Annotated in this window: 21 protein-coding genes; 14 read left to right on the top strand and 7 right to left on the bottom strand. The window is 42.3% G+C overall.

What is annotated here, in order from left to right:
• Positions 1-293: 293 nt before the first annotated feature.
• The 11 genes from L2747_RS18225 (at position 294) to panP (ending at position 18,558) form a co-directional block, all read left to right on the top strand.
• Entirely contained in the window at positions 294-2,648 is a 2,355-nt protein-coding gene (locus L2747_RS18225) for an OmcA/MtrC family decaheme c-type cytochrome (RefSeq protein WP_249000431.1), read from the top strand.
• A gap of 452 nt (positions 2,649-3,100) precedes the next feature.
• Entirely contained in the window at positions 3,101-5,320 is a 2,220-nt protein-coding gene (locus L2747_RS18220) for an OmcA/MtrC family decaheme c-type cytochrome (RefSeq protein ID WP_249000430.1), read from the top strand.
• A gap of 355 nt (positions 5,321-5,675) precedes the next feature.
• On the top strand, positions 5,676-7,691 hold the full coding sequence (locus L2747_RS18215) for an OmcA/MtrC family decaheme c-type cytochrome (RefSeq protein ID WP_249000429.1): 2,016 nt from the start codon (positions 5,676-5,678) through the stop codon (positions 7,689-7,691).
• A 115-nt stretch (positions 7,692-7,806) separates the two neighbouring features.
• On the top strand, positions 7,807-8,793 hold the full coding sequence (locus L2747_RS18210) for a DmsE family decaheme c-type cytochrome (RefSeq protein WP_249000428.1): 987 nt from the start codon (positions 7,807-7,809) through the stop codon (positions 8,791-8,793).
• Positions 8,794-8,805: 12 nt separating this feature from the next.
• Positions 8,806-10,905 (top strand): MtrB/PioB family decaheme-associated outer membrane protein, encoded by a 2,100-nt coding sequence (locus L2747_RS18205; protein WP_249000427.1) that lies wholly within the window; start codon positions 8,806-8,808, stop codon positions 10,903-10,905.
• 241 nt (positions 10,906-11,146) lie between these two features.
• On the top strand, positions 11,147-11,722 hold the full coding sequence (locus L2747_RS18200; protein WP_249000426.1) for a hypothetical protein: 576 nt from the start codon (positions 11,147-11,149) through the stop codon (positions 11,720-11,722).
• A gap of 28 nt (positions 11,723-11,750) precedes the next feature.
• A complete protein-coding gene (locus L2747_RS18195; RefSeq protein ID WP_249000425.1) occupies positions 11,751-12,356 on the top strand; it encodes a uracil-DNA glycosylase family protein in 606 nt (201 codons plus the stop codon).
• 115 nt (positions 12,357-12,471) lie between these two features.
• On the top strand, positions 12,472-13,626 hold the full coding sequence (locus tag L2747_RS18190) for a sugar diacid recognition domain-containing protein (RefSeq protein ID WP_249000424.1): 1,155 nt from the start codon (positions 12,472-12,474) through the stop codon (positions 13,624-13,626).
• A gap of 419 nt (positions 13,627-14,045) precedes the next feature.
• A complete protein-coding gene (locus tag L2747_RS18185; protein WP_249000423.1) occupies positions 14,046-15,404 on the top strand; it encodes a GntP family permease in 1,359 nt (452 codons plus the stop codon).
• Between the two features lie 126 nt (positions 15,405-15,530).
• A complete protein-coding gene (locus L2747_RS18180; protein ID WP_249000422.1) occupies positions 15,531-16,685 on the top strand; it encodes a glycerate kinase in 1,155 nt (384 codons plus the stop codon).
• A 226-nt stretch (positions 16,686-16,911) separates the two neighbouring features.
• Positions 16,912-18,558 (top strand): pyridoxal-dependent aspartate 1-decarboxylase PanP, encoded by a 1,647-nt coding sequence (panP, locus tag L2747_RS18175; RefSeq protein WP_249000421.1) that lies wholly within the window; start codon positions 16,912-16,914, stop codon positions 18,556-18,558.
• 64 nt (positions 18,559-18,622) lie between these two features.
• Here panP and sigZ (L2747_RS18170) read toward each other — a convergent pair whose 3' ends face one another.
• From sigZ (L2747_RS18170) to sigZ (L2747_RS18155), 4 genes are all read right to left on the bottom strand, one after another.
• A complete protein-coding gene (gene sigZ, locus L2747_RS18170; protein ID WP_249000420.1) occupies positions 18,623-19,165 on the bottom strand; it encodes an RNA polymerase sigma factor SigZ in 543 nt (180 codons plus the stop codon).
• A 116-nt stretch (positions 19,166-19,281) separates the two neighbouring features.
• The gene (locus tag L2747_RS18165; RefSeq protein WP_249000419.1) at positions 19,282-19,683 is read right to left on the bottom strand and encodes a rhodanese-like domain-containing protein; all 402 of its coding nucleotides are present in this window, start codon (positions 19,681-19,683) and stop codon (positions 19,282-19,284) included.
• Between the two features lie 112 nt (positions 19,684-19,795).
• On the bottom strand, positions 19,796-20,974 hold the full coding sequence (locus tag L2747_RS18160) for a MalY/PatB family protein (RefSeq protein WP_249000418.1): 1,179 nt from the start codon (positions 20,972-20,974) through the stop codon (positions 19,796-19,798).
• 364 nt (positions 20,975-21,338) lie between these two features.
• Entirely contained in the window at positions 21,339-21,977 is a 639-nt protein-coding gene (sigZ, locus tag L2747_RS18155) for an RNA polymerase sigma factor SigZ (protein ID WP_249000417.1), read from the bottom strand.
• A 103-nt stretch (positions 21,978-22,080) separates the two neighbouring features.
• Between sigZ (L2747_RS18155) and L2747_RS18150 the strand changes: the two genes are divergently transcribed.
• Positions 22,081-22,899: a DUF2797 domain-containing protein gene (locus L2747_RS18150; protein WP_249000416.1), complete on the top strand. Its 819-nt coding sequence runs from the start codon at positions 22,081-22,083 to the stop codon at positions 22,897-22,899.
• 75 nt (positions 22,900-22,974) lie between these two features.
• On the opposite strand, the gene L2747_RS18145 is transcribed toward L2747_RS18150, so the two are convergent.
• Both L2747_RS18145 and L2747_RS18140 read right to left on the bottom strand, forming a co-directional pair.
• Positions 22,975-23,382, bottom strand: coding sequence for a DUF2541 family protein (locus L2747_RS18145; protein ID WP_249000415.1), 408 nt, complete (start codon positions 23,380-23,382; stop codon positions 22,975-22,977).
• Positions 23,383-23,508: 126 nt separating this feature from the next.
• The gene (locus L2747_RS18140; RefSeq protein WP_249000414.1) at positions 23,509-24,078 is read right to left on the bottom strand and encodes a DUF4136 domain-containing protein; all 570 of its coding nucleotides are present in this window, start codon (positions 24,076-24,078) and stop codon (positions 23,509-23,511) included.
• A gap of 204 nt (positions 24,079-24,282) precedes the next feature.
• On the opposite strand from L2747_RS18140, the gene L2747_RS18135 reads away from it, so the two are divergent.
• The gene (locus L2747_RS18135) at positions 24,283-24,600 is read left to right on the top strand and encodes a DUF6916 family protein (protein ID WP_249000413.1); all 318 of its coding nucleotides are present in this window, start codon (positions 24,283-24,285) and stop codon (positions 24,598-24,600) included.
• Here L2747_RS18135 and L2747_RS18130 read toward each other — a convergent pair.
• Positions 24,590-25,114, bottom strand: a complete 525-nt coding sequence (locus L2747_RS18130; protein ID WP_249000412.1) for a GNAT family N-acetyltransferase — start codon at positions 25,112-25,114, stop codon at positions 24,590-24,592. The genes L2747_RS18135 and L2747_RS18130 overlap by 11 nt on opposite strands.
• A gap of 80 nt (positions 25,115-25,194) precedes the next feature.
• Here L2747_RS18130 and L2747_RS18125 point away from each other — a divergent pair, with 80 nt between their 5' ends.
• Positions 25,195-25,803, top strand: a complete 609-nt coding sequence (locus L2747_RS18125; RefSeq protein WP_249000411.1) for a phage tail protein — start codon at positions 25,195-25,197, stop codon at positions 25,801-25,803.
• Positions 25,804-25,850 lie beyond the last annotated feature (47 nt).

Genomic DNA, 25,850 nt, shown 5'->3' with positions numbered 1-25,850 from the left:
TTTGACTTATATCAATTTTACCGCCAAATACACTTAATTACTTAAGCCTAATTTAAGCTTGGGTGATTAAATATTAACCCAAACTTAAAACCGCTCTCAAGCAAATCATAACAAATTGAAAATAAACAAAATTAACATAAGGTAACATCCTAAAATCAAACCAATGACTCAGCTCACATTTAGGTCTTTGCTTTTATATAGATCTACCTCTTTTGGATAAGATCTGACTGAGGTAATCCTCCTGTTAAATAGAGATAGAAATCTCATAGCAGTAATCTATGCAGGGAAAAATGATGATGAACCAAAATAAAATTAAACATGCTGTCAAATCAGCCATTGGAGTAAGTCTACTCTCAGTAGCACTCGTTGGTTGCGGCAGTGATGGTAAAGATGGTGAAGACGGCAATGATGGTAATATCGGTGTAGATATTCAGCAAGCTACTAGCTTACAGGCTAATATCTTACATGCCACAATAACCGAAGGATCAGTAGCCGTAGATTTCGAGCTACTCACTGCAAACGGTGTAGCAGTATCAGGCCTAGAGTCGTTCGAAGATATTAACGCCCTCGGCTTTGGTATTGCTAAGCTTGATGTATTACAAAAACGCGATAGACCTTTGCCGGGGCATGATTCACCTGAGCCAGAAGTAGAACAGTATAAAGGCGTTAAGGCCAACCAGTGGACTAGCTATATAAATAGCGTCAAACAGCCTGGCGATATCGCTGACGGGCAAGCATTACCTGAAGGCTGGGATAAGCACCAAGGTCCACAAATTCAAGCAAATATCGAAACCAGCTGTAAAACAGCCTGTATTGAGGTATTAGGCCATGGTGAATACCGCTATACATTTTCTAAGTCACTCAGTGAATATGAGCAAGTTGAAGGGTTGAACACCGAATTCAATAGTGAACTAACTCACAGAGTAACCCTTGAGCTAAAGCCTACAAATGTGGTCTCTAACGCAACCTTAATCAACACTCACTACGACTTTATCCCTGCTTTAGATAGGGCAGCTGAAACGGATGAAACACGTAACTTAGTTGAACTACAAGAATCTTGCATACGTTGTCACAATGACGACTACGAGCATGCTTGGGCGCCAAAATTGTCATTACACGGCGGTAAGCGTATCGAAATCGAAAACTGTGTCGTTTGTCATACCACATACTCTGGTGATCCAGAAACGGGGGCGACTATCGACTTTGGCTCAATGCTGCATCAAATCCATAAAGGTGAATACTTTATGATTGGTTATGGTGGCAAAGCACATGATTACAGTGATGCTACCTTCCCTGCAGATAGCAAGAGTTGCCAATCTTGCCATATCGAAGGTGAAACGGCCCCAGCTCAAGCTGACAATTTCCACTTTCATCGTCAAGAAGCTTGCCTAAGCTGCCATGAAAAGTTTGCCGCACCAGAATGGGACGGCACTTCGCGTGGTCTGTTCCACTCAGAGCAATTCCCCCAATATGTTGAACGCGACTGCGCAGCTTGTCATGCCGATGAAAGCAACCCTATGGGTGCAGCTAAATACCACTTAAACAAAGAGCTAACGCTTACCTATGCTAAGGAAGCTTATGAGTTCTCGGTTTCTAACGGTATTTTTGATGCAGACACACAAACATTGAGCTTTAACGTCAATTATCAAGGACAAGATGCTCTAGCCCCACACGAAGATGAAGCGATTAGTGCGCTTAATATTCAAGTGGTAGAAAATCAGCACAATGACTTTGCTGACGTATGGAAAATGACTAGAGGCGATTTAACAGCGACTCACAAAATGATCAACTTAGCCGATAGCACCGCCATTGCAGCCGGCGAGATTATCATAGAGCCTAGCAGCGATGGCTATCAATATACAGTGCAGCTTGATAGCGCTGAATTTACAACTGGCGCATTAATGAGTCATTTAACAATTTGTGCCTCTCGTGATACTCAAGCAGCTGTTGCTTGCTCTGAAGAACACATCACAGCCACAGTAACGACTGACGCCGCAGCTTTTGCAGCGATTGGAGAGGTTGCTACAGTGCGCTTTAATAGCGCCTCTGAATCTGCATGCCAAGCCTGTCACGATGACGCAATTGATTTATCGTTCCACCAACGAACTTCTTGTGGCTCATGCCATATGCCAGATAGTAAAGAGCAACCTTTATCATTAACTGATGGTAGCTGTGTATCTTGTCACAAAGGTCAAGCACTGCACGCGGTCGCAGATGGTGCCTTTAAAGGCAGCCGAGTTGGTCTAGAAAACTCACTTGATTATAAAGTGATGATCCATACCTTACATGCCAATAAGCGTACCAAAGTAAATAGTAATCGTAATGAAAGCATCACCTTTACTAAACATTACGGTGATTGCGCCTCTTGTCATGAAAAAGGCCAGTTAGCATTAGAAAATACCGCTAACTTACCTGCAGTATTAAACCAAGGCGAAAACGGCAGTAATGACATACTTGAATATTCACCGATTGCAGCAGCATGTGGTTCATGCCACACCAAAGAGAGTTTTGGTGCTCACGTGGAGTCAAATGGCGGTGTATTTGGCGCGCCATTAGGTAGCTATACTGGCAGCGAAAGCTGTGCAACTTGTCACGCTGAAGGTAAATCTTTCGGGGTAGATAAAGTACACCCTAGTAACTATAAATAGCTTAATTTCCTCTCTGATATAGAAAGAGAGCACCAGTTAACTTTAAACAAAAAGCGAGAAGATTTTCTTCTCGCTTTTTCATATCTTAATTTTGCTAAAAAATTATTTATTCACGATTATATCTATAGCAAATAAAGAAAAAACATCTACATAAAGACCCTAGAACCGGCCCTTAAAACCGACTACATTTACGCAACAACCTTGCTTTTATCAAAGAGTAATTATTAATCGATAATTAAAATAGTCCTAAAAACACACTTTTCTAACTACCTCTAAAGAAATAGTCTGACCTTAATCACATAAAGGCGTTAAAACACCTGCTAAATGGCTCCCTCTTGGTTAGCCTTAGAGTTGGAAATAAAATTCCACACACTAATTGCGGTTACATGTAGTTTGTTCTCCTATAAAGAGCTGCAATTAGTGATGATTAAAAACTATTGCAGGGACATAAAATGATGAACAAATTTAATCTAAGTGCTGCTTCAAAAGCATTGCTTACAGCAGGATTGCTTTCATTAGCAATGACAGGTTGTAGTGGTGATGATGGCAAAAATGGTGAAGATGGCAAACCAGGTCCAGTTGGTAAGCCAATTGGCGAAGTTTCTCAAGTAGAAGCTGAAGTTACATCTGCTAGCGTAAGCGAAGATGGTTTCCTAACGGTAAACTTTAATCTTGCTGACGCAAATGGCGCAGCTGTTTTTGGTTTACAGCAAAATGATATCGGTGCAGTTTCTTTTGGCCGTATGGGCAAAGTTAAAGATATCGACGACACTAACGTTGAAGGTGCAGACCGTGAAATTTGGTTGAGCTACTTCAATAAAGATAAAGGTGAAGGCCATTACACAGGTTCTTCATACTTCCAAGGTAAAAACTGCGAAAACTGCCTAACTGACAACGGTGACGGTAGCTACACGTTAGTACTAGACAAAGCTGTTGATACGCTTGAAAAGTACGCTTACGACGCAGAAGTAACAAATGGTATCTATCTAGGTGTTAAATCTGCCAACGACGCAGGCTCTACCCTAGTCAATAACACATTCTTCTACTGGCAGCCAAGTTCTGATACAGCTCAAGACAAGCCAAAAGCTGTAATCGCAGATGAAACATGTCAATCTTGTCACCGTCCAGGTCAAGATGGTGCATTATCAATGCACGGTGGCAAGCACGTAACTCTAGAATCTTGTACTTTCTGTCATGCTGATTACAACTCTTACATGAAGCAAGACAAAGATACAGACGGCAACGCTGTAGGCGCCCCATATGAGTATGATGGCTCTATTAAGGGTATGGCTCATGAAATCCACAGCCACTCATACTACAACGGTATTTACCCACAATCAGCTTCAAACTGCTTAACTTGTCACCAACCTGACGAAAATCTAGCAATGGCTGATGCTTGGAAAGGTGATGTTGATACCGCAACTTGTATGAACTGTCACAACAGCCCATATGCAGTACCAAGCTGGCATTGGGATAGCGAAAATAACCAAATCGCTGAAAGCAAAGAAAATTGCGTTAGCTGTCACAACGATCCTGATGGATACCGTGGTGCAGAACGTGGTCACTATTCAGAAAACAATAACGCTCAATCCACTGAGCTAAAAGTTGTTTTCAATAGCATGACATATGCAAATGATACGATTACAGCTAACTTCAGCGTAAAAGATGGCGAAGAACTAGTGCCATTTGATCAAATCGACAAACGTCCATACAAATATGGTGGCTACAACAGTGCTATCGTTGTAAACGGCGTACTAACTGATGACTTCCTTGTGAACTATCAAAAAGTCGGTTGGAACAAGTTAACAGCTAATGCTGATGGCACTATCACAGCGACTATCACGGCTACTGATTTCAACATTGAACCAATTATTGATGCTGGGGCGACTATTGCTCTAAGCAGTCAACTACATGTTTGTTTTGGTGAAAAAGGGGTTCGTGAAGCTTGTACTTATGTACCAGGAGAAAATAGTGACGGCACACCAACTAAAGGTGATGGTTCTGACGCTGGTGACCAATTAGACGGTCAAGAAGCACCATACTTAGTTTCTGACACTTTCTTCTTTAAACAAGATGGTACAGCCGTAACGGAAACACCGCGTTCTCAGCATGCAGAAATGAGTGACTGTCAACAGTGTCATACCACTTCTATTACTCACCGTTACACCAATGATATTGATGGTTGTGCATCTTGTCATAACGGTACTCGTGATAAGAAAGGAGCAGGTTCTTCAAACCTAGCTTATATCGTTCACAGCAAGCACTACTTATACGACAGCTCTGGAGACATGTTCTTCAAAAAAGCTGAGTGTCAAGCGTGTCACGGTGAAGATGGCTTCTCTCTAAGTCACATTAATGGCGATGCGGCCCCAGTAGCCTTCGGTACAACTGATGGCGGAAGGTATACTCCAGGTGTGAATGAACAACTTGTTGTTTCTCCACAAACAGCAGCATGTGTAAGCTGTCACCAAGCGCCATACGCGTTAGATGAATCAGCTGCTTCGCACATCAAGTCAATGGGCGGTATCTTGGTACAAGAAGGAGCTTCACTTAGCACTCTAGGTATTCCAGCTTCTGAGTACGAGAAGCTAGATGTTCAAGAAACTTGTTCAACTTGTCACAAAGATGCATCACTACTAGAAGCACACGCGAACTGGGGAAGCAGCCACTAAGCTGTTAAACCTTTAGCAAAATGCTAGTATGAAAAAGGGAGGCTTAGCCTCCCTTTTTAAATATGCAGAACACTTAACAAGCTTTAAAAACCATTACCATACTAACCATACACATACCCTCAAGTTTGTTAACTTTCACTCTCTCTCACCTTGCCCTTTTATACCTCTTTAGAAATAGACAGATCTAGGTCACATCTTAGCATCTGTTATGCAGATTTTAGCCCTACATTACGTTAGCCTTTCCTTGGGGAATCTTATTTCCAGCATTGACTTAAGCGGCAATTAAAAAATTACAGTCGGCTTCCCTAAAACGAGCCACACGTTTAAGACAGTGCCAAACCTATGCAGGGAAAAAATGATGAATGTTAAAAAATCTAAAATAGCGCTGCTTCTAGCAGCAGGTGCTGTCTCTATGGCCTTAACCGGTTGTGGTGGCGACGATGGTAAAGACGGTAATCCTGGTAACCCAGGTGGCCCAGCTGCAGACTATATCAACACACTAAACCTAAAAGTGACTGATGTAACTTACGCTGACGGCGTTCCAACAATTAACGTATTCGCGACAAACGAAGAAGACCTACCCGTTGTTGGTCTTACAGCGCTTGAAGTGAAGAAAGTTGTACAACTTATCCCTCAGGGCGCTACTGGTGCGGGTAACAGTGCAGAATGGCAGTACATTGGTTCACAAAAAGAGTTTGTCGACCAAAAGAACGGTAACTACCGTTTTACTATTCCGGTTGAAGGTTACAACTCTGAACTAACTCAGCGTTATAACATTATCGCAAGTGCTTCAACACTAGCTGATGGCGAAACAACTGTCCCACGCACCGAACTATCTCAAGATTTTTCTGGTACCGGTTATGAAGCAACATACACTAAAGACGTTGTTGCAACTGAAACCTGTAACTCTTGCCATGCTGAAGGCAAAAAGATTTATCACGGCTACACCTCTTCAGAAACCTGTGCTGCTTGTCATACACAAGAACTTGCTGACAGCAAAGGCAAACCTCAAGTTGCTTATAACCACTTAATCCATAACGTACATAACAACGCAAAAATGTACGGCAGAGACATGGATAAGAGCGCTGAAACAGCTCACGCTATCGTTCAAGACAACTGTACTACTTGTCACGTTGCACCAACTGAAGGTAGTGATGAACTAAGCGAATGGGGTAACTGGTCACGTGTTCCAACAATGGAAACTTGTACTAGCTGTCACACCAATATCGACTTCGTAGCTGGCCAAGGCCACTCTCAGCAAGCAGATAACTCTAACTGTATCGCATGTCATAACGCTAGCTGGACTGAAGAGATCCACACTGAAGGCTTTACACAAACTAAAGCGCTTATTGACACTTACGGCATGAACACTGCTTTAGTTGTCAATCAAGATAAGACAGCAACAGTAACAGTTTCACTAATCGACGCTAATGGCGAAGCGGTTAATGCAACCACTCTACTGCCTATGCTACAACGTGTTGAAGCAACAACTAACGTCGGTCCAAATAACGTTAAACTTGGTTACTACGGAAAAGATAGCCTTAACCTAGTACTTAACGGCAAGCTTGACGCTGCTGCAACAATTGATGCAGAAGGCAACATTGTATACACCACTAAAGCATTAACATTTGGCGCGGATGATGCAGACACTGCATTCACATTCTCTGGCCTATCTATGTGTTCTGAAAATGGTGAGTTTGTTGATTGTGACAAAGTGGCTGTTGAAGGCAACTTAGATGAAGATGGTTACCTACTAGACGCATACTACACAGGCATGAAAGCAGATCTTGCTTTCGCAACATTCTCTGGCGAAGCGCCTAGCATGCGCCATGTTGACTCTGTGAACTTTGACACGTGTGTTAGCTGTCACGGTGATACTTTTGAAATCCACAAAGGCACTCACCACCCAGGCTTTGTAATGAGCGAGCAATTAGCTCAAATCGTTGACGGTAAGACAGTTGTTGGAGTTGATGGCTGTGTGGCTTGTCATACTCCAGACGGCACTTACGCCGGCGGCGCAAACATGGGTGCTCTTGAACTGAAGCTTCACAAAGTTCACAGCGCTGGTGATTACGCTGCAATTTCTGGTATGACTTGCGACCAGTGTCACAACGACCTAAACCTTGATGCATTCAAGAAGAAAGGTGCTCTAGCAACAGCTGGTGGAGAGTACTCAACTCCTATTGCTGCAACGTGTATGTCTTGTCACGTATATAGCCCTGAATCAGAAGCTAAATTTGCAGCCCACGCTGAAGGTCAAGGCGCGTTGGTTAATGTTGAGAAAGGCATTGCAGAAGATGCTGCGCAGCTAGAAACCTGTTTCTACTGTCATGCTCCTACACCAACCGATCACACTGCGGTGAAGATGTAATTTGCGCAACTCTTTTCAAACTCCAGTTGTAAAAGGCTGAGTTAAAGAGTGTTGAAAAAGGGGGAGTCCTCTCCCCCACTTTCTCTTAAAAATTGTGCAAGTTTAGGAAGTTATTATGAAAATCACAAAAAGATTAAAATCCCTACTACCAGCTTTAATGGCGTCGGCAGTACTTTCACTTGGCTTTGCTCATACAGCAATGGCCTCTAAGTGGGATGCTAAAATGACACCTGATGAAGTTGAAGCCACACTGGATCAAAAGTTCGCAGAGGGTAAGTACTCACCAAAAGGTGCAGACTCATGCCTAATGTGTCACCGTAAATCTGAAAAAGTGATGGATCTGTTCAAAGGTGTTCATGGTTCTGTTGACTCAAGCAAAAGTCCAATGGCTGGCCTTCAATGTGAAGCGTGTCATGGCCCAATGGGTAAACATAACCGCGGCGGTAACGAGCCAATGATCGCCTTTGGCCCAGAATCAACATTATCACCAGAGCTACAAAACAGTGTTTGTATGAGCTGCCATAAAGATGACAAGCGTATGGATTGGAATGGTGGTCACCATGACAATGCAGACGTCGCTTGTGCCTCTTGTCACTCAGTGCACACGGCTAAAGATCCAGTTCTGTCTAAAAATACTGAGATGGAAGTCTGTACTAGCTGTCATACTCAGCAAAAAGCTGACATGAACAAGCGTTCTAGCCACCCTATGAAATGGGCGCAGATGGTGTGTAGTGATTGTCATAATCCACACGGCACCATGAGCGATGCAGATCTTGTTAAGCCAAGTGTTAACGAAACATGTTACTCATGCCACGCAGAGAAACGCGGCCCAAAATTGTGGGAGCATGCACCCGTAACTGAAGACTGCGTAGCATGCCATAATCCACATGGCAGCGTAAACGAAGGTATGCTTAAAACTCGAGCTCCACAGCTTTGTCAGCAATGTCACTCTTCCGCGCATAGTGGTCAGGCATTATTTGGCAACACAGAACAAGGTTCATCTGTTGGCGGCAATGCCATGACGGGTGGTCGTAGCTGTCTGAACTGTCACAACCAGATCCATGGTTCAAACCATCCATCTGGCAAGCTATTCCAGCGCTAAGGAGACGAGAAGATGAAATTCAAACTAAATTTGGTCACGCTCGCTTTGTTAACGAATGCCGGAATGCTATCTGGCGCAGCTATCGCTGCTGACGGTTACGGTATTCAAAATGCGAATACTGAAAAAGTAAAATTCGAGAAGTGGGTTTGTAAAAACTGTAAAGTTGAAAAAGGCGTTTCGGGCACTGTAGGTATTGGCGCAGGTTATAGCGACAGTGACGACATCCGCTCAGCGAATGCTTTTGCCACCGAAGACGGTTTTGCTGGTAAAGTTGACGCTGATGTTAAGTACATAGGTGACAACGGCTATCAAGCAACAATTGAAGCTGACAATCTAGGTATGGAAAACGGCCGAGCTGACATTAATGTTGGTAAGCAAGGTCAATACAATCTAAACCTTAACTATCGTCAAATCGCTACCTATAAAACTGATAAGGCAATGAGTCCTTATCAGGGAGTTGGTGGCGATGACCTCACCTTACCAGGTGATTGGGTTCATGGCGGCAGCACGCAAGACATGACAAACTTATATTCAAGCCTTAATCCACTTGAACTTTCACTTAAACGTGAACGCGCAGGATTAGGTTTTGAATACCAAGCTGAAACACTGTGGAGCACTTACGTTAATTACCAACGTGAAGACAAAACAGGTTTAAAGCAAGCTTCAGGTAGCTTTTACAATCAATCAATGATGATTGCTGAGCCAGTTGATTATACGACTGATACTATTGAAGCTGGCGTGCGCTTTGCTGGTAACAACTGGTATACGGCGGTGAACTATAACGGTTCTATATTCAAAAACGCCTACAGCGAGCTGTCATTTGATAATGCATTTAGCCCAACTTTTGGAGCACAAACCACTGGTTATATGTCATTAGATCCAGATAACGAAGCCCATACGGTTTCTGTTCTAGGTCAATACGTGGCAGGTCGCACTATCATGAATGGTCGTGTGTACTTTGGTCAGATGACGCAAGATCAAGACTTCACTACCTCTGGTTATGGCTACCAATTGCCTACAGAGTCGCTAGATGGTCGTGTTGATACTCAAGGTGCAACCCTTAAGGTTGTTTCGCGTATTAATCGTCAATTACGTTTAAACGCAAGCTATGATTATAGCGACCGTGATAACAAGACTAATGTTGAAGAGTGGACGCAGATTTCAATCGACTCAACAACAGGCCAAGCAGCGTATAACACTCCATACGACATCACGACTCACAAAGCAAAACTAGGTGCAGACTACCGTCTGGCTCGTGGTCATAAGCTTGAAGGTGGTTATGATTATCGTAAGGATGAACGCAGCTACCAAGACCGTGAAACGACTGAAGAAAGCACGCTTTGGGCGAAATACCAACTTAGCGCTTTTGCCAACTGGAACATGTGGATAAAAGGTAGTTACGGCCAACGTGATGGTTCGACTTACCAAGCGTCTGAATGGACCTCAAGTGAGCAAAATGATCTGCTTCGCAAGTACAATCTTGCAGATAGAAATCGTACTCAAATTGAAGCTCGTGTCACTCACAGCCCAATCGATAGCTTGACGTTAGATTTTGGTGCTCGCTACGCGCTTGATGATTATAACGAAACGCAAATTGGCTTAACTGAATCAAAAGATATGAGTTATGACGCCAGTGTAAGTTACTTAATCAATGACGACATCACTGTAACGGCATTTTATAACCGTCAAAACATTGATTCAGAGCAAGCGGGTAGTAGCAACTTTGGTACACCAAACTGGTTTGGTGTAGTTGAAGATCAAGTCGATGTACTTGGTGCAGGTTTTAGCTACAACAACTTAATGGAACAGAAACTGCGTTTAGGTGTTGATTACACTTACTCAGATTCAAACAGTAACACTCAAGTCACCCAAGGTATTACTGGTGACTACGGTGATTACTACGCCAAAGTCCACAACGTTAATGTTTACGCCTTATACAAAGCGACAGAGAAAATGGATCTTCGTTTAGACTATAAGATGGAAAACTACAAAGATAACGATGCAGCCAACAACATCGCTCCAGATGGAATTTGGAATGTGTTAAGTTTTGGCAGTAATAGCCACGACTACAATGCACACCTAATCATGCTAAGCATGAGTTACCGTTTGTAGTAAATAGTTGTAACAATCAAAAAACCCGCTCAATGCGGGTTTTTTATTGCCTCAAACTTATGAGCTCAAATCAAAGTAATAACAGCCATCCATTAATACGAATATCGAACAGCCAATAAAGTGAAGCAGATCACCCTGAAGATAAAAGTTTGCAAAAAATAACACTAAAATCAGCGATGTCCTTGAACTTATTGCGGCTTTAAGGGATCTTAATATTATTAACTTCATCTAAAGTACTTTCATGACTCATTCAACCACTCTTAAAGCGACTATTGTCACTGCAATGTTCGCTCCTTTGCCAGCATTTGCAATGGCCAACGACACCACTAACGTATTGATGCTTGCCATTACTTTAGGCGGCTTTAGCTTGTTTAATTTATTACTAAATGGCCTGTTCTATTTCACAGGTAAATACCACAGACGTAATTTTGCTAAAATGCATACTCTTATCGCTATCATTCCGGCTGTGATAGCCCTATTTGTCGCGCTAATTTATTTCGATACAGCGGGCGCAATCTCGATGAATATTGGGGTGATAATCGTTAGCGTAGGTCTGAGTTTATTACCGTTACAACTTAACTTGTCAGCTAATAAAGCGCCAACTAAAAATAGCGCACTCATTATCGCTTTTGCGGCGATTCTACTGCTATTGTGCGCGTACTATATTACCCCTATTGCAGTATTTGCTATCGCTTGCGCCCATGTTGCACTGGTTAGTCAAGCCGACATAAAAGTAAAGTTCATATCACTGGCGACATTAGCTATAGCCTATAGTTACTTAGGATATTGGGCGTACAAGATCATCCAATTAAGCTAGCGATTTAGCGTTAACTCTGAGGTTACTGATGCCTAGCGAACAACAACTTATTCCACTACAAACTGATATTGAGCAATGCCAAATTTGCGCCGATAGTTTGCCACTAGGAGCAAACCCTATTGTTCAGCTAGGTAAGAACGCCAAGATCCTTATTGCTGGACAAGCGCCAGGGCAAAAGACTCACCACAAAGGCAGGCCTTTTGACGATGCGAGTGGCGAGCGGCTTAGAGCTTGGTTAGGCGTGACTAAAGAGCAATTTTACGACCCTAATTTGTTTGCCATTGTGCCTATGGGGTTTTGTTTTCCTGGCAGTTATTCCTCTGCAGATAAAAAGAGCGGTGATAAACCTCCCCGCCCAGAGTGCGCAGTAAAGTGGCGCAATGATGTTTTAGCCCAGCTTGAGCATATTGAGCTCACTTTACTTGTAGGAAAGTATGCAATTGAATGGCATCTAAAACAAAAAATTAGCGTTAGCCAATCAGTATCAAACTGGCAAACACGCTGGCCAAAAACGCTGGTAATGCCACACCCAAGCCCTAGAAATAACATTTGGTTAAAGCGGCATCCTGATTTTGAAACGTCAATTATTCCTCAATTACAACAGCGAGTCGCACAATTAATAATTCAGAACTAATCGACACCAGCAAATACTTGTAAGCTCACAATAACCTAAAAAATGACTGCCACATTAGCTTCGTTTAAGGCACTGTAATAGCACTTTAATTAACTTCCTTTTAGTGAGAACCCACGTGTACTTTTTAGATGGCGCCCTAGCGAGACAAATCGTTAAACGTACGATGAAAATTATTGGTCACAATATTAATGTGATGAACAATCATGGCGTCATTTTAGGCTCTGGTGAATCTCATCGTATTGGCGCCATCCATGAAGGCGCATTGCTTGCCATCAGCCAGCAGCGCACGGTTGAGATTAGCGCACAAAGTACAGGTACCCTCCAAGGCGTGAAACCTGGGATCAACCTGCCATTGCACTATAAAGGCGATATCATTGGCGTCATCGGCATTACAGGTGAACCTGAAAAGTTACGCAGTTATGGTGAACTACTCAAAATGACAGCCGAAATTATCGTAGAGCAAGCTAACACTATAGAACAAGCCCAGTGGCACTATCGACAAAAAGAGGAATTGATCATTGAATTGATCAAAACGGAGGGACCATTTACCTCCCATCAGCGGAACTGGGCCTCTCAGCTGAGTATCGATCTTGATGCACCTAGGGTTGTCGCTCTTATAAAAGTCCAAGCCGATGAAGAAGAGGTTGCTGCAAATTCAATGTTAAAACAAGTTCTCCACCTATTAGAGAACCCTTCAAGAGGTAATTTGGTCGCGATGACTTCAATGACCGAACTCGTAATTTTAAAGCCCGCCTTTCTTGATGGTAAAACCTGGGACCCCGTTCTAGAAAGCGAACGTATAGACCAATTACTTGCTCGGCTGCCCAAAACACTTGTTAGCCGCCTAAAAATATCACTTGGTCATTATTTCCCTGCAGCTGAAGATCTTAACCGTTCATACCAAACCGCTCTAGAAACCCTAGTTATTGGTCAACAAATGCAACCTAAGCAAAGTAAATACCTGTACGAAGATTATTCATTGTCTGTATTGCTATCTGGTCTAAAGGATAACTGGCGCGGTAAGGAACTACTCTCCCCTTACCAAGCTTTACTCATTGCAGATAAAAGTGGCCAACTAATTAAAACCTTAACGGCCTATCTGCAGCACTTTGGTGACTTACAGCAATGTGCCAATGTACTTTTTATTCATCGAAATACATTGCGCTACCGGCTCGAAAAAATCCAGAGGATCACGGGTACCAATATCAATCAACTCGATGGGCTTTTGCAACTTTATATTGGTCAAGTGGTGTTAAGCGAAAGCAGCTAATAATTCGATTTAATGAATAAAACCAGTGCTAACAACCTAAAGTTATGAATAACAAAGGTGTCTGATTTAACCGCCATCTTCGCAAATAAAATACCGTTAATAGCTAAAGGCTGTTATTACCGTTAAAAATGCTGTTCGTTAAATAAGTTGTACATTTTATAATGCAAAGATACGGATAATGCCACCGAAAACTCAAACGATTGATATTTGTTTTCAAAACACTTTTTGTGCGCACGCACAAAAAATATGACTTTTAACATTTAAAATTAGTGACTACAGCCAAAGAAATTTTCATTTCATCACCGCATAATATTTTGGCCTGAAATACCTTGGTCAGCACCTTTCATACAGTGCTCCCAATTTGGCTTAAACAACAAAACCTTACATATAAATAAAAAATACCCATACAGGGATACCCTATGAGCTTAGTACTGATCTTGCTGGCAGTGATCGCGTTTATCGTTATTGCTACTGCTAAATTTAAACTCCATCCATTTTTGACCTTGATCTTAGCGTCGTTCTTAGCCGCTTTTGCCTACGGTTTACCAAGTGCCGATATCGCTAAAACGATAACTTCAGGTTTTGGGGGGATTTTAGGCTACATTGGTTTAGTTATCGTATTAGGTACCATCATAGGTACGATTCTGGAAAAAAGCGGCGCAGCCATTACCATGGCCGATGTCGTCATTAAAGTACTAGGCAAACGCTTCCCAACATTAACCATGTCAATCATTGGTTATATCGTTTCTATCCCTGTATTTTGTGACTCTGGCTTTGTAATCTTAAACTCACTAAAACAATCGATGGCCAACCGAATGAAGGTCTCGAGTGTATCAATGAGCGTCGCTCTAGCAACAGGTCTTTACGCCACTCACACCTTTGTACCACCAACACCCGGTCCAATTGCAGCAGCGGGTAACTTAGGCCTTGAGTCAAATCTTGGTTTAGTGATTTTTGTAGGTATTTTTGTCGCAGCCGTAGCCGCGCTAGCCGGTACTTTATGGGCTAACCGTTTTGCTAACACGCAACCAGATGGTGAAGGTGCTGAAGAATTACTAAATCAAAAAGAAGACTTTGATAATCTAAAGCAAGCTTACGGCGAACTTCCAAGCCCTACTCGCGCATTTGCACCTATTTTTGTACCGATTTTACTTATCTGTTTAGGCTCTATCGCTAACTTCCCATCAGCGCCTATTGGCGATGGCATGTTATTTGAGTTTTTAGCCTTCTTAGGTCAGCCTGTTAACGCCTTAATGATTGGTCTATTGTTGTCATTATCACTATTAAAAGGTGACGATAAAATTAAAGAGTTTAGCGACCGCATTAGCCAAGGCTTAGTGGTAGCTGCGCCAATCTTACTTATCACCGGTGCCGGTGGTGCATTTGGTGCAGTATTAAAAGCCACTGATATTGGTACCTTCTTAGGTGAGTCACTATCTGCTTTAGGTATTGGTATCTTTATGCCGTTTGTGGTGGCTGCAGCGCTTAAATCAGCTCAAGGCTCATCAACTGTTGCATTAGTGGCAACATCAGCATTAGTCGCACCTATGCTAGGTGATATTGGTCTTGCCAGCGATATGGGCCGTGTTCTGACCGTTATGGCGATTGGTGCAGGTGCAATGACAGTCTCTCACGCAAATGACAGCTTCTTTTGGGTGGTCACTCAGTTTAGCCGTATGAGTGTTAAACAAGCTTATAAGGCGCAAACAATGGCGACACTGATCCAAGGTGTGACCGCAATGGCGATGGTATACCTACTAAGCTTAGTCCTACTATAACTAACCACTGCACCTAACTTGGCGAGCGCTAAACGATATTAAGCTCGCCAAGCTTCAACTCCTTTAAATACCTCAATGCTAGTCTGCCTCAACGTTGAATCTGACAGACTACCAATAGGAAAACCCATGAAAATTGTGATAGCCCCAGACTCATTTAAAGAAAGCTTAACCGCAATGGAAGTGGCAAATGAGATAGAACGAGGGTTTCGCACAGTGCTACCTAATGCCGAGTACGTCAAAATGCCTGTCGCAGATGGTGGTGAAGGTACCGTGCAATCTATGGTTGATGCCACTCAAGGTAGCATAATCAAAGTCAACGTAACTGGCCCTTTAGGAAACAAGGTTCAAGCCTTTTACGGCATTTTAGGCAATAACCATCCTAATAATAAAAAGACTGCTGTTATCGAAATGGCCGCGGCGTCAGGCTTACATTTAGCAGCCCTGAGTGATCGCAATCCACTTGTCACCACAAGCTATGGTACAGGGGAACTTATTGTAGATGCCTTAAACCGCGGCATTGAACACATCATTATTGGCCTTGGTGGCAGCGCAACAAACGATGGCGGCGCGGGTATGGCACAAGCTATCGGCGCTCATTTACTTGATGCATCAGGTAAAGCCATAACAAGTGGTGGTGCAGCATTAGCACAACTAGCAGCAATTGATTTAACAGATCTTCATCCACTTATTGCAAAGTGTAGTTTTGAAGTCGCTTGTGACGTTAACAATCCATTGTGCGGAGAAAAAGGGGCGTCCGCCATTTTTGGCCCACAAAAAGGCGCGACGCCAAAAATGGTTGAGCAACTCGACACAGCCCTAGCCCACTATGCAGATATTATCGCCCAAACTGGCATTGTCGATAACCGAAGCTATCCTGGAGCGGGTGCTGCAGGCGGTATGGGCTTAGGCGTAATGGCCTTCTTAGGCGCCGAACTAAAACCGGGCATAGATATTGTAATGCAAACAGTTAACTTAGCTAAAGCAGTTAAAGGTGCCGATCTAGTGATAACAGGTGAAGGACGTCTTGATAGTCAAACCTTACACGGTAAGACGCCAATGGGTGTGGCGGCAGTTGCCAAAGCACAACATATTAAGGTTATCGCTATTGCAGGTTGCGTAAGTGATGATGCTAACATTTTACTACAACATGGTATTGACGCTTTGTTCTCTATTACTCCAAGAGCATTACCATTAGCCGAAGTGTTAGCCAGTGCTAAGCATAACCTTTACTGTACTTCTAAAAATATCGCCGCCTTGTATGCATTAGCTACGAATAAATAATCATTATTTGGGCGCATAGTGGCGCCCCCTTCTCTTTCATCGCCAGCATTGCCCCTAGCCCTTTTACTCTTGCGCTAACTGAGATAGTCTATTTAATGTAATACCAATAGGTGTAAGACTAGCCATTATGGTTTTTATGCTTGAAGCACTAAACAGCATAAAGTAAAGTGGCCTCCCATTTTGAAAGGCTGTAATAACAGCGCGATAAGTAGAGATTGATAGCCCAATGACACTAAGACAAGCGACCGCTTCTGAAGAGGCATTACTGCGAATTTTTACAGTTCCAGAAGCTCCAGACTCAACCCTTAGTGTGATTGAACAGAATATCTCGCAAAACCTTATGGGTTTTTTGCAAGAGAGCGTTGTTGCAGTAGAAAAGCCACTTTCAGAAGTCGAATTAGATTTTCAGCAATACCATATCCCTGCATCACCGCAGTTTGTGTCTGATTATGCCGACAATATGATGAAGACGCTCGTTGCTCATTCAGTGCATACTTCGGCGCCTAGCTTTATTGGTCACATGACTTCAGCGCTACCTTACTTTGTGTTACCACTATCAAAAATGATGGTTGGCCTTAATCAGAACTTGGTCAAAATTGAGACATCTAAAGCATTCACACCTCTAGAGCGCCAAGTTCTAGGTATGATGCATCACTTAGTTTATACCCAAGATGAAAGCTTCTACCAAAGCTGGATGCATAGCGCCAATGTATCGCTAGGTGCATTTTGCTCTGGCGGCACCGTTGCTAACATCACAGCCTTGTGGACTGCTCGTAATCAGCTATTAAAAGCTGATGGTGATTTTAAAGGTGTTTCAAAGCAAGGGCTTATTAAAGGTCTACGTCACTACGGCTACGATGATTTGGCTATATTAGTCTCTGAGCGTGGTCACTATTCTTTGGCTAAAACAGCCGATTTGTTAGGCGTGGGCCGCGAAAATATTATTCAAGTTCCGACATTAAACGACAACAAAGTTGATGTGGTAAAAATGCGAGAAATCGCTTCACAACTTACACAAGCCAACATAAAAGTTATGGCAATTGTTGGTGTTGCGGGCACTACAGAAACCGGCAATATCGATCCACTCAATGAACTGGCCGATTTGGCGGCTGAGCTTAATTGTCACTTCCATGTTGATGCAGCTTGGGGCGGTGCCAGTCTATTATCAAATAAATATCGCTATTTACTTGCGGGAATTGAGCGCGCAGATTCTGTCACCATTGATGCCCATAAGCAGATGTATGTGCCAATGGGCGCGGGGATGGTGCTATTTAAAGATCCTACCTTTGCCAATGCCATTAAGCATCATGCTGAATATATTTTACGTCAGGGTTCAAAGGATTTAGGTAGTCAAACGTTAGAGGGCTCCCGCCCCGGTATGGCGATGCTAGTTCATGCTTGTCTTAAGGTGATTGGCCGTGATGGCTATGAGATCTTAATCAATAATAGCCTTGAAAAAGCACGTTACTTTGCCGACTTAATTATCGAAGAAGCTGATTTCGAGCTCGTTTCTCAACCAGAGCTGTGTCTTCTAACCTACCGTTATGTGCCGCGCAGCGTACAAATCGCGATGGCTAAAGCCCGAGAATTAGGTGACACTGAAACATTGAGCAAATTTAACCAATTGCTTGATGGCTTAACCAAGTTTGTGCAAAAGACTCAGCGTGAACAAGGTACATCGTTTGTGTCTCGAACTCGAATAAACCCAGAAAACCACCAGCTAATGAATATCAAGGCAGTGGTATTTAGAGTGGTATTGGCAAACCCATTAACCACTCATGAGATCTTACAGCAAGTACTTACCGAACAAACTCAAATAGCTAATAGCGATACGCGTTTCTTACCTAAGCTGTTAGAACTCGCGCAAAGCTAAACCTATTAACAGCGGACTCGATCAAATCGATTTATTATCGAGTCTCGCTGCAATAGGTTAGTAATTAACAGCCCTTACAATTGCCACTTTTAAGATCAAACTCTACAACATTCCCCTGTTTATCCAGCGACAAATGGCAGCACTCTTCATACAGCCCCCGTAAGCGCTCACGAGACTTTTGCACTCGAGACTTAAGTGTTGAATAACTAATACCATGTTCAGCGGCATAGTCCTTTTGAGATTGTCCATGGAGATCAATTGCAGTTAATAAAGCAGAGCTATCTTCAGGTAATGCGTTGATAAAAGGTTCAGTACAACGAGAAAGCGCCTGCTCAGTACTTTCCTGACTTTGTTCATACCATAACTCTTCGCCCTCAATTTTCGCTGCACGACCACGCTTACGATAAAAGTCAATGATGGCGTTATTGGCAATTTGATAAAGCCAAGACTTAATTTTTGCCTCAGACTGTACCGAGTGCAGATTATCAAAAGTCTTAATCAAAATTTCTTGCAAGAGATCATCAACATCATCTGGATTTGACACTTTTGCATGAAGAAATGCTTTAATCTTATTTCGGTATTGTTGCCAAATGGATTCTATATTCATTAACGATTATCTGTTTATCAATCAATTGTAATGGCTTAATCTTAGCTTTCGCTGATATTTAACTATTATTAGCGTTCACATGAGTTTTGCTCCGCATTAACGATAAAGTCATGCAGCTATTCGGTGCTAGTTTCTATTTCACCTTGCTCATTTTGCCAAGCAGCAAAACCACCAGCTAGATTCAGCACTGGCTTTAATCCCATATCATGCGCTTGCTTAGCAGCGTAAAGTGACCTTAAGCCATGGGCGCAATAAAACACGTAGGTTTTATCTAGATTAAATATAGGGTTATGCACCGGACAACTAGGGTCAATTAAAAACTCTAGCATGCCACGCGGGCAAGTAAACGCGCCTGGAATAACGCCAAGCTTGTCACGCTCAGATGCTTCTCTCACATCAACAAAAACGTAATCGTCATTTTGATAAAGCGCCTTTGCTTGTTCAATGTTGATATCTTTTACCACTTCACGAGCTTCAGCTGCTATCGCTTGAATGCCCTTAATAATGTTTTGAGCCATTTGTGTTCTCCTCTCTCGCTAACTTAAGCCAAACAAGTTAAGTTAGTTGGACAATTAGCGAGATAATAATTAAATTCTTTAACTTTTGTAGAGCCATGCTAAACCTTAATAATTAGTTTTGTAACTGACTGATTGCGCTATTTAGCAATTCAAATGAAGCTTGGATCTGCTCGAGTGGCGCGGCAAAATTGAGGCGATAAAAGTTCTCATCACTTTCACCAAACCAAGTACCTGGTGTTAGTGCCAATTTCGCTTTTTGAGTCAATAAGCTTTTTAGCTCAGTAGAATCGAGTTGTAAGCCGCTAAAATCGAGCCAAATTTGGTTAGTGCCTTCTGGTTGGTAGAATTTAACTTGTGGCAATTGCACAGTTAAATACTCGGTGATCCAATCTCGGTTAGCTTGGGTGTAATCTAAAAACGCCTCAAACCACGGCATCCCCTGCTGATACGCAGCAATCGTTGCGTAGGTAGTAAACGCATTGCCGTGATCGAGTGCCATAGAGCTAACGCTTGCTTTAACTTTATCTTTAATATCAGTGTTATCACTGTAAATATAGCCATTTGAAATACTGTTTAAACCAAAGTTTTTTGCTGGCGAACCAATAATCGAAATACTCTGATCATAGCCAAGTTCAGTAATGCTAGTAAATTCATTACCAGCAAAAATAATATCGGCATGCACTTCATCGCTGATAATCAAGGTCTGATACTTTTTAGCAATAGTGACTAACTTCTCAAGCTCTGCCTTTTGCCATACGCGCCCAACTGGATTATGCGGATTACATAGCAGTACAATTTTTACATCGCCTTGCTTTAACTTGTTTTCAAAATCTTCAAAGTCCGCCTCATAGCGGCCATTCTGTACTTTTAATGTATTACTCACTGCGGTTCTGCCAGCCGATTCAATTAAACGGCGGAACTGGTGATACACAGGAGTTTGAATAAGTACGCCATCCCCCTTTTCCGAAAATTCACGAATAAGTATGCCTATCGCACTTAACACACCAGGTACTTGTACGAAGTTCGCTGGTTCCAGAGTTAATTGATGACGCAGGTAATTCCAATGGCTAATCGAGCTAAACACCGTTTCTGAATCAAATTCATAGGAATAGGTTTCTCTATCGATAAGGCTATTCATCGCTGCAGTAATAGCAGGCGCGATAGGAAACTCCATGTCTGCTATCCAGTAAGGTACGACTTGGTCAGTACCGTACACTTGGTTGAGCATCTTGCTATCACTCTTAATAAATTTATGCGTACTTTGGCTATTATTTGGGGTCGCTTTGAACATATTTTTCTCCGATACTTAATCGTCTATGTCACTAGGACGCGATTAAAGAAAAAAAGACGCAAAATACGTTAAATTATTTTTGAGGCGAATATCGACCAGTAGTCATTCGACCTTTAAAACTGACACAGTTGTGGCACATGTTAGGTATAAGGGAGGATGGTTTGAACTTAAGTATTCAACGTTGAATGTTCGTTTAGAATGTTTATGGTTAAGAGCCAGTGATAGGCTGTTGCAGCGAGAGGAAATTAGCTAACATGCTTAAGCTCTTTAACGTAAGCACTATAACTTGGTTCAGTAACTAAACTCGCTATAAGCCCACGTTCATAAATGAGCGATATTAAACCGCACTTCTAACTATGCGGTATCAAGCGCATTGTAAATGCAGACACTCTGATTTTGGCTTAAAATCGATAACGCCTTGACGGCCCACTTCAATATCACAGTAAGTCATCAGTAAATCTTTAAATTTTACTCGACCTCGTTGAATGCGGCTTTTAGTCGCTGAAAGTGACATACCAAGTTTATCGGCGACTTCTTGCTGAGGTAAACCATCAAGCTCTGACAGCAACATTGGCTCACGATACTTTTCAGGTAAGCAATCAAACATAGGCCGTAAACACTCAGCCATTTTTTGCACCGCTGCTAGCTCTTCAATTTCATCTACCAAGGTATCAGGAAGTTCATCAAAAGCTTGCCTACTACGATAAAAATCCATAATCACATTGTGTGTGATCCGATAAAGCCAACTCTTCAAGCTATCACGGGAGTTAAGTTGATGCAGCTTCGCACTGGCTTTGATGTATACCTCTTGTAAAATATCATCTACAGCATCTTTATCATCAATGTTCTTCAGCACATAGTGCCTTAGCTGTTCTTTATGTTTAAGCCAATCAGTTAACATCATTACCTCGATATTCGCATTCATGCCATTGATTATAATTCGACAATACCAGAAATACAATAACACATAAATAAACAAACGGTATTCATGCTCATTGCTCAAGCAGCTGCAGAGATCCTTTGCCTAAAGCAATCGAAAAAACCATTCCAAATGTGGATTAACAATCTGTTAGACTAAGACAAATACTGATAAAAATAGAAATGTCATGCTTGGAACATTAAGAAAAATGCGCAGCCACTTAGATGAGAATAACGTGGTGCAATATCAACTACCTGTTGGCGAAGAGTTATTGGATCTTAATCCGCTAATTGGCAGTCAGTTAACTCTGACTCATACAGGGAAAATCCTTTGCTGTAACTGCGGCAAAAAAACCAAGAAGAGTTATTCGCAAGGCCATTGTTACGTGTGTATGCAGAAGCTTGCAAGCTGCGACATGTGCATCATGAAGCCAGAAACCTGTCACTTTGCTGCAGGGACTTGCCGCGAGCCATCTTGGGGTGAAGCGAACTGCTTTGTACCGCATTATGTGTATCTGTCGAATACTTCCGGTATTAAAGTAGGTATTACCCGCCATACTCAGCTGCCAACGCGTTGGATAGACCAAGGCGCAACTCAGGGCTTACCTATTTTTAAAGTGGAAACCCGCTTACTATCTGGATTAGTAGAAACCGCATTAGCAGAGTTAATCGCCGATAAAACAAACTGGCGTACTATGCTTAAAGGCAATGCAGATGACATCGATTTAAAAGAGCAAGCGGCAACGCTTATTCCACAAATCGCAGAGCGCTTGCAAGTTATTACTGCCGAGCATGGTGAATTTTCTGTGACGCCGTTAGATGAGTCTATCCAAACTATTAACTATCCAGTTGAGACCTTCCCCACCAAAATCAGCTCACATAATTTTGATAAAAACCCAGAAGTATCAGGCATATTACTAGGTATAAAAGGCCAGTATTTAATTTTTGATACTGGAGTGATAAACATGCGTAAGTTTGGCTCTTACGAGATAAGTGTAAGCCTATAATAAGCTGAAGTAGAAAGATTTTATCGGCTCATTTAATAGAGGTTGCAATAAAGCGACCAATGATAACGAGCCGATTTAATTTTTCGCCCCTTTAGCCATTATCTGTAATTTAGCTTTTTTAGTCGCTCCAACGACTCCAAGAGTTTGACTACCAACGCTATCATAAGTCAATTCTATAGACTTTAAATCTCCACTTGGCACACTCATACTACGGCTTGAGACCCCCTTGGTTAACACGCCAAGGTTATTGATCTTTTTATTACTGCCGTCAATCATATTAAAAACCACTTGATCTAAATTCACAGTGCCTTGAATGCATTTAAGCTTAATATGACTTATCCGCTGTTGTGCCTTTTTCACCTTAACTTTATCGGTTTCAGTTTTATAGCTAACTGTTTTCTCGCCAATTTTTTGCCAATCATCAGCAACAGCCTGGCCAACAATGAGCGCAAATAGAAATGCCGTAAGATTTATCCATTTCATCTATTGTCCTTAGGTAGTCCTGTATACTTATCTCCTAAAGAAAATATAGTCCTGCTTAACGTAAATGAAAATTATCACTTTTAAAATCGCTCAAATTTAATCATAAAAGCCTTTTAATCTTGGAAGCTAGTGTACCGGTACAGGTTTTAACATACTTGACAGTAACTCCTCAAAACGTTGTTCTCGCTGCTCAGTCGTTTTATCCAACTCAGTAAAACCTTGGGCTAATACACGCCAAACTGGCATAGGGCTCATAGGATTAAATAGCGCGACTAGCACTGAGCCTTTCTCATACTTATCATCAACACCTGCGGTAGAAAGCCCTGCTACTAATCCCGCTTTCTTTAATATCTCTTTATCACTCATTTCTGATTCTAAAGCCAAACCATAACCGACTAGAACACTAGGGGTTTCATTTTGATTTGCTAAGTGATAACCCTTTTTTTGCATTACATTAGTGATGGCTTTTTGCATATGTTGAATAACCATTTCACTATCTACAGTATCATTTGCGTGAACAGCAAACATAGTTGGATGCCAACTAAAAGCTTTTGAGTGGCTATTAATTAAACTCAAATCGCCACTTATAACCATAGTTGTTCGAGTCGCAGATGCTCGCTCAGCACTATCTGTTGAACTGCACGCCGTTAATAGCGACAATCCAAGTACAACTATCGAGATATATTTATTCATCATCAGTGTAAAGCCCTCCTAATATCGTTCTGTAGAATAACCGCTTAAACATTAACCTAACCTGACTATCACTGACTGTCGAACTTATCTCGCTTTTAGTTTTGCTTAAATCGAATCTCACTCATTTAATATTTAGACAAACGCTATATTTTCAGCTACTTTAAATTTGACAAGGATGTTAACAACGTTAGACAAAAGGATTCTGTCTTGACTACTCACGCAATGAATGCGCTTATCCCCTCTTATCAAAGTTTCAAGCAACTTATTGGCAAAACGGTCAATGTTGAAGACTCCCAAGGTAATCAACTTGAACTCATAATAGATGAAATTGTTACCGGCTCTGCCCACTGTCAAGACTATGAGAGCTTTACCACACGCCTTAAAGACACCTTACCAAATCGTGTGCCCCAAGGGTGTTACACCTTCAGTCATCCAATCATTGGCAAACAGTGGCTATTTTGCTCAGCCATCTCAGAAACTCAATATGAGATCGTGATCAACAGAGAAGTGGAGCTTAAGGTATGAGTTGTGCAGCTACTCTATTTTCCGCTCTCCACTCCATCAGCAGATACACTTCGTCCGTCTGCGTTTTTAACTTAAAGCCTAAACGCTCATATAGCACTCTAGCTGGGTTATTTCGCTCCACATGTATGCTCACGGTTAAACCTAAGGCTTCAGCTTCAATAAATAACTGTTCCAACAGACAACTGGCAATCCCGATCCCTCGATACTCAGGCATCAAAGAGATATCGACAATACGGATCTCTTGGTGTTCGTCCAGCCAGTAATCAACAAACAGGCGACCGACCGCTTGATTTTGGAAATAGATAATGTCGAATTTATCAGTGCTGTAATGCTGACAATAGTAGTGGTACTGAGCACTGAACTGCTCAGATAGAAAAAGATTTAATTGCGACTCAGGCCAATTAGCTGCGGCAAACTCATCGCGGCGAACAGAGGTATAGAGCTGCAGTAAAAAGGGCAAGTCTGCTTCGCTATGAGCCTTGAGTTCCAGTGAAGCGAGTTGTAAACCATCCATGTTAGGTCACCTATATGTTGTCGGTGGATTGTACCCAACATACTAAAAAAGATGAAAATAACAAGATTAGGAGAGTAACAATGTCAGAACCTTTTATCGGCGAGATCAAGATGGTGGGGTTTAACTTTGCCCCTGTTGGCTATGCAAAATGTGACGGTGCATTAATCGCTATCTCACAAAACCAAGCCATGTTTTCTCTGCTTGGCACTCAATTTGGTGGCGATGGCCGTACTACGTTTGGTTTACCCGAGCTCCGCGGTCGCACTCCAATGCACCAAGGATCAGGACCAGGACTCACACCTAGAAAAATGGGAGAAAAGTCAGGGAGCCAAACCAACACGTTAAATATTAACCATATGCCCTCTCATGTGCACTCGCTAACGAATATAGAGGCACCGATCTCTGCTGAGCTCGGGATCAGTATTCCCGCTTCAAGCGAGAATGCCACACAAGACTCACCGATTGATAACTATATGGCGACGGCGATTTCAGGCTCGCGCGCAGTACCCTCATATGCTTCTGAGTCAAATGGCAATATGAAACCCTTTAAAGCACAGCTCAATACCACAGCCCAACTCAGTGGCAATACTCAGCCAACTGGCCATAACAGCGCCGTAAACAACTTACCACCTTATCAGGTGGTCAACTTTATTATCGCGATGCAGGGACTTTTCCCTTCAAGAAGTTAACGATAATACATTCACTAAGTCCCCAGAGCAGTTTACCTGCTCTATTT

Origin of the sequence: Shewanella marinintestina, assembly GCF_023283845.1 — a bacterium.
GTDB classification, from domain to species: Bacteria; Pseudomonadota; Gammaproteobacteria; order Enterobacterales; family Shewanellaceae; genus Shewanella; species Shewanella marinintestina.
This window is presented reverse-complemented; position numbering and strand designations above follow the sequence as displayed.

What these genes read in the sequence shown, in the direction of transcription:
- L2747_RS18210 (WP_249000428.1), top strand. Translation starts at nt 7,807, where the DNA reads ATGAAAATCACAAAAAGATTAAAATCCCTACTACCAGCTTTAATGGCG.
- L2747_RS18165 (WP_249000419.1), bottom strand. Translation starts at nt 19,683, where the DNA reads ATGGCTCAAAACATTATTAAGGGCATTCAAGCGATAGCAGCTGAAGCT.
- L2747_RS18145 (WP_249000415.1), bottom strand. Translation starts at nt 23,382, where the DNA reads ATGAAATGGATAAATCTTACGGCATTTCTATTTGCGCTCATTGTTGGC.
- L2747_RS18130 (WP_249000412.1), bottom strand. Translation starts at nt 25,114, where the DNA reads ATGGATGGTTTACAACTCGCTTCACTGGAACTCAAGGCTCATAGCGAA.
- L2747_RS18150 (WP_249000416.1), top strand. Translation starts at nt 22,081, where the DNA reads ATGCTTGGAACATTAAGAAAAATGCGCAGCCACTTAGATGAGAATAAC.
- L2747_RS18195 (WP_249000425.1), top strand. Translation starts at nt 11,751, where the DNA reads ATGCCTAGCGAACAACAACTTATTCCACTACAAACTGATATTGAGCAA.
- panP (WP_249000421.1), top strand. Translation starts at nt 16,912, where the DNA reads ATGACACTAAGACAAGCGACCGCTTCTGAAGAGGCATTACTGCGAATT.
- L2747_RS18200 (WP_249000426.1), top strand. Translation starts at nt 11,147, where the DNA reads ATGACTCATTCAACCACTCTTAAAGCGACTATTGTCACTGCAATGTTC.
- L2747_RS18160 (WP_249000418.1), bottom strand. Translation starts at nt 20,974, where the DNA reads ATGTTCAAAGCGACCCCAAATAATAGCCAAAGTACGCATAAATTTATT.
- L2747_RS18205 (WP_249000427.1), top strand. Translation starts at nt 8,806, where the DNA reads ATGAAATTCAAACTAAATTTGGTCACGCTCGCTTTGTTAACGAATGCC.
- L2747_RS18220 (WP_249000430.1), top strand. Translation starts at nt 3,101, where the DNA reads ATGATGAACAAATTTAATCTAAGTGCTGCTTCAAAAGCATTGCTTACA.
- L2747_RS18180 (WP_249000422.1), top strand. Translation starts at nt 15,531, where the DNA reads ATGAAAATTGTGATAGCCCCAGACTCATTTAAAGAAAGCTTAACCGCA.
- L2747_RS18125 (WP_249000411.1), top strand. Translation starts at nt 25,195, where the DNA reads ATGTCAGAACCTTTTATCGGCGAGATCAAGATGGTGGGGTTTAACTTT.
- L2747_RS18215 (WP_249000429.1), top strand. Translation starts at nt 5,676, where the DNA reads ATGATGAATGTTAAAAAATCTAAAATAGCGCTGCTTCTAGCAGCAGGT.
- L2747_RS18225 (WP_249000431.1), top strand. Translation starts at nt 294, where the DNA reads ATGATGAACCAAAATAAAATTAAACATGCTGTCAAATCAGCCATTGGA.
- L2747_RS18185 (WP_249000423.1), top strand. Translation starts at nt 14,046, where the DNA reads ATGAGCTTAGTACTGATCTTGCTGGCAGTGATCGCGTTTATCGTTATT.
- L2747_RS18140 (WP_249000414.1), bottom strand. Translation starts at nt 24,078, where the DNA reads ATGATGAATAAATATATCTCGATAGTTGTACTTGGATTGTCGCTATTA.
- sigZ (WP_249000420.1), bottom strand. Translation starts at nt 19,165, where the DNA reads ATGAATATAGAATCCATTTGGCAACAATACCGAAATAAGATTAAAGCA.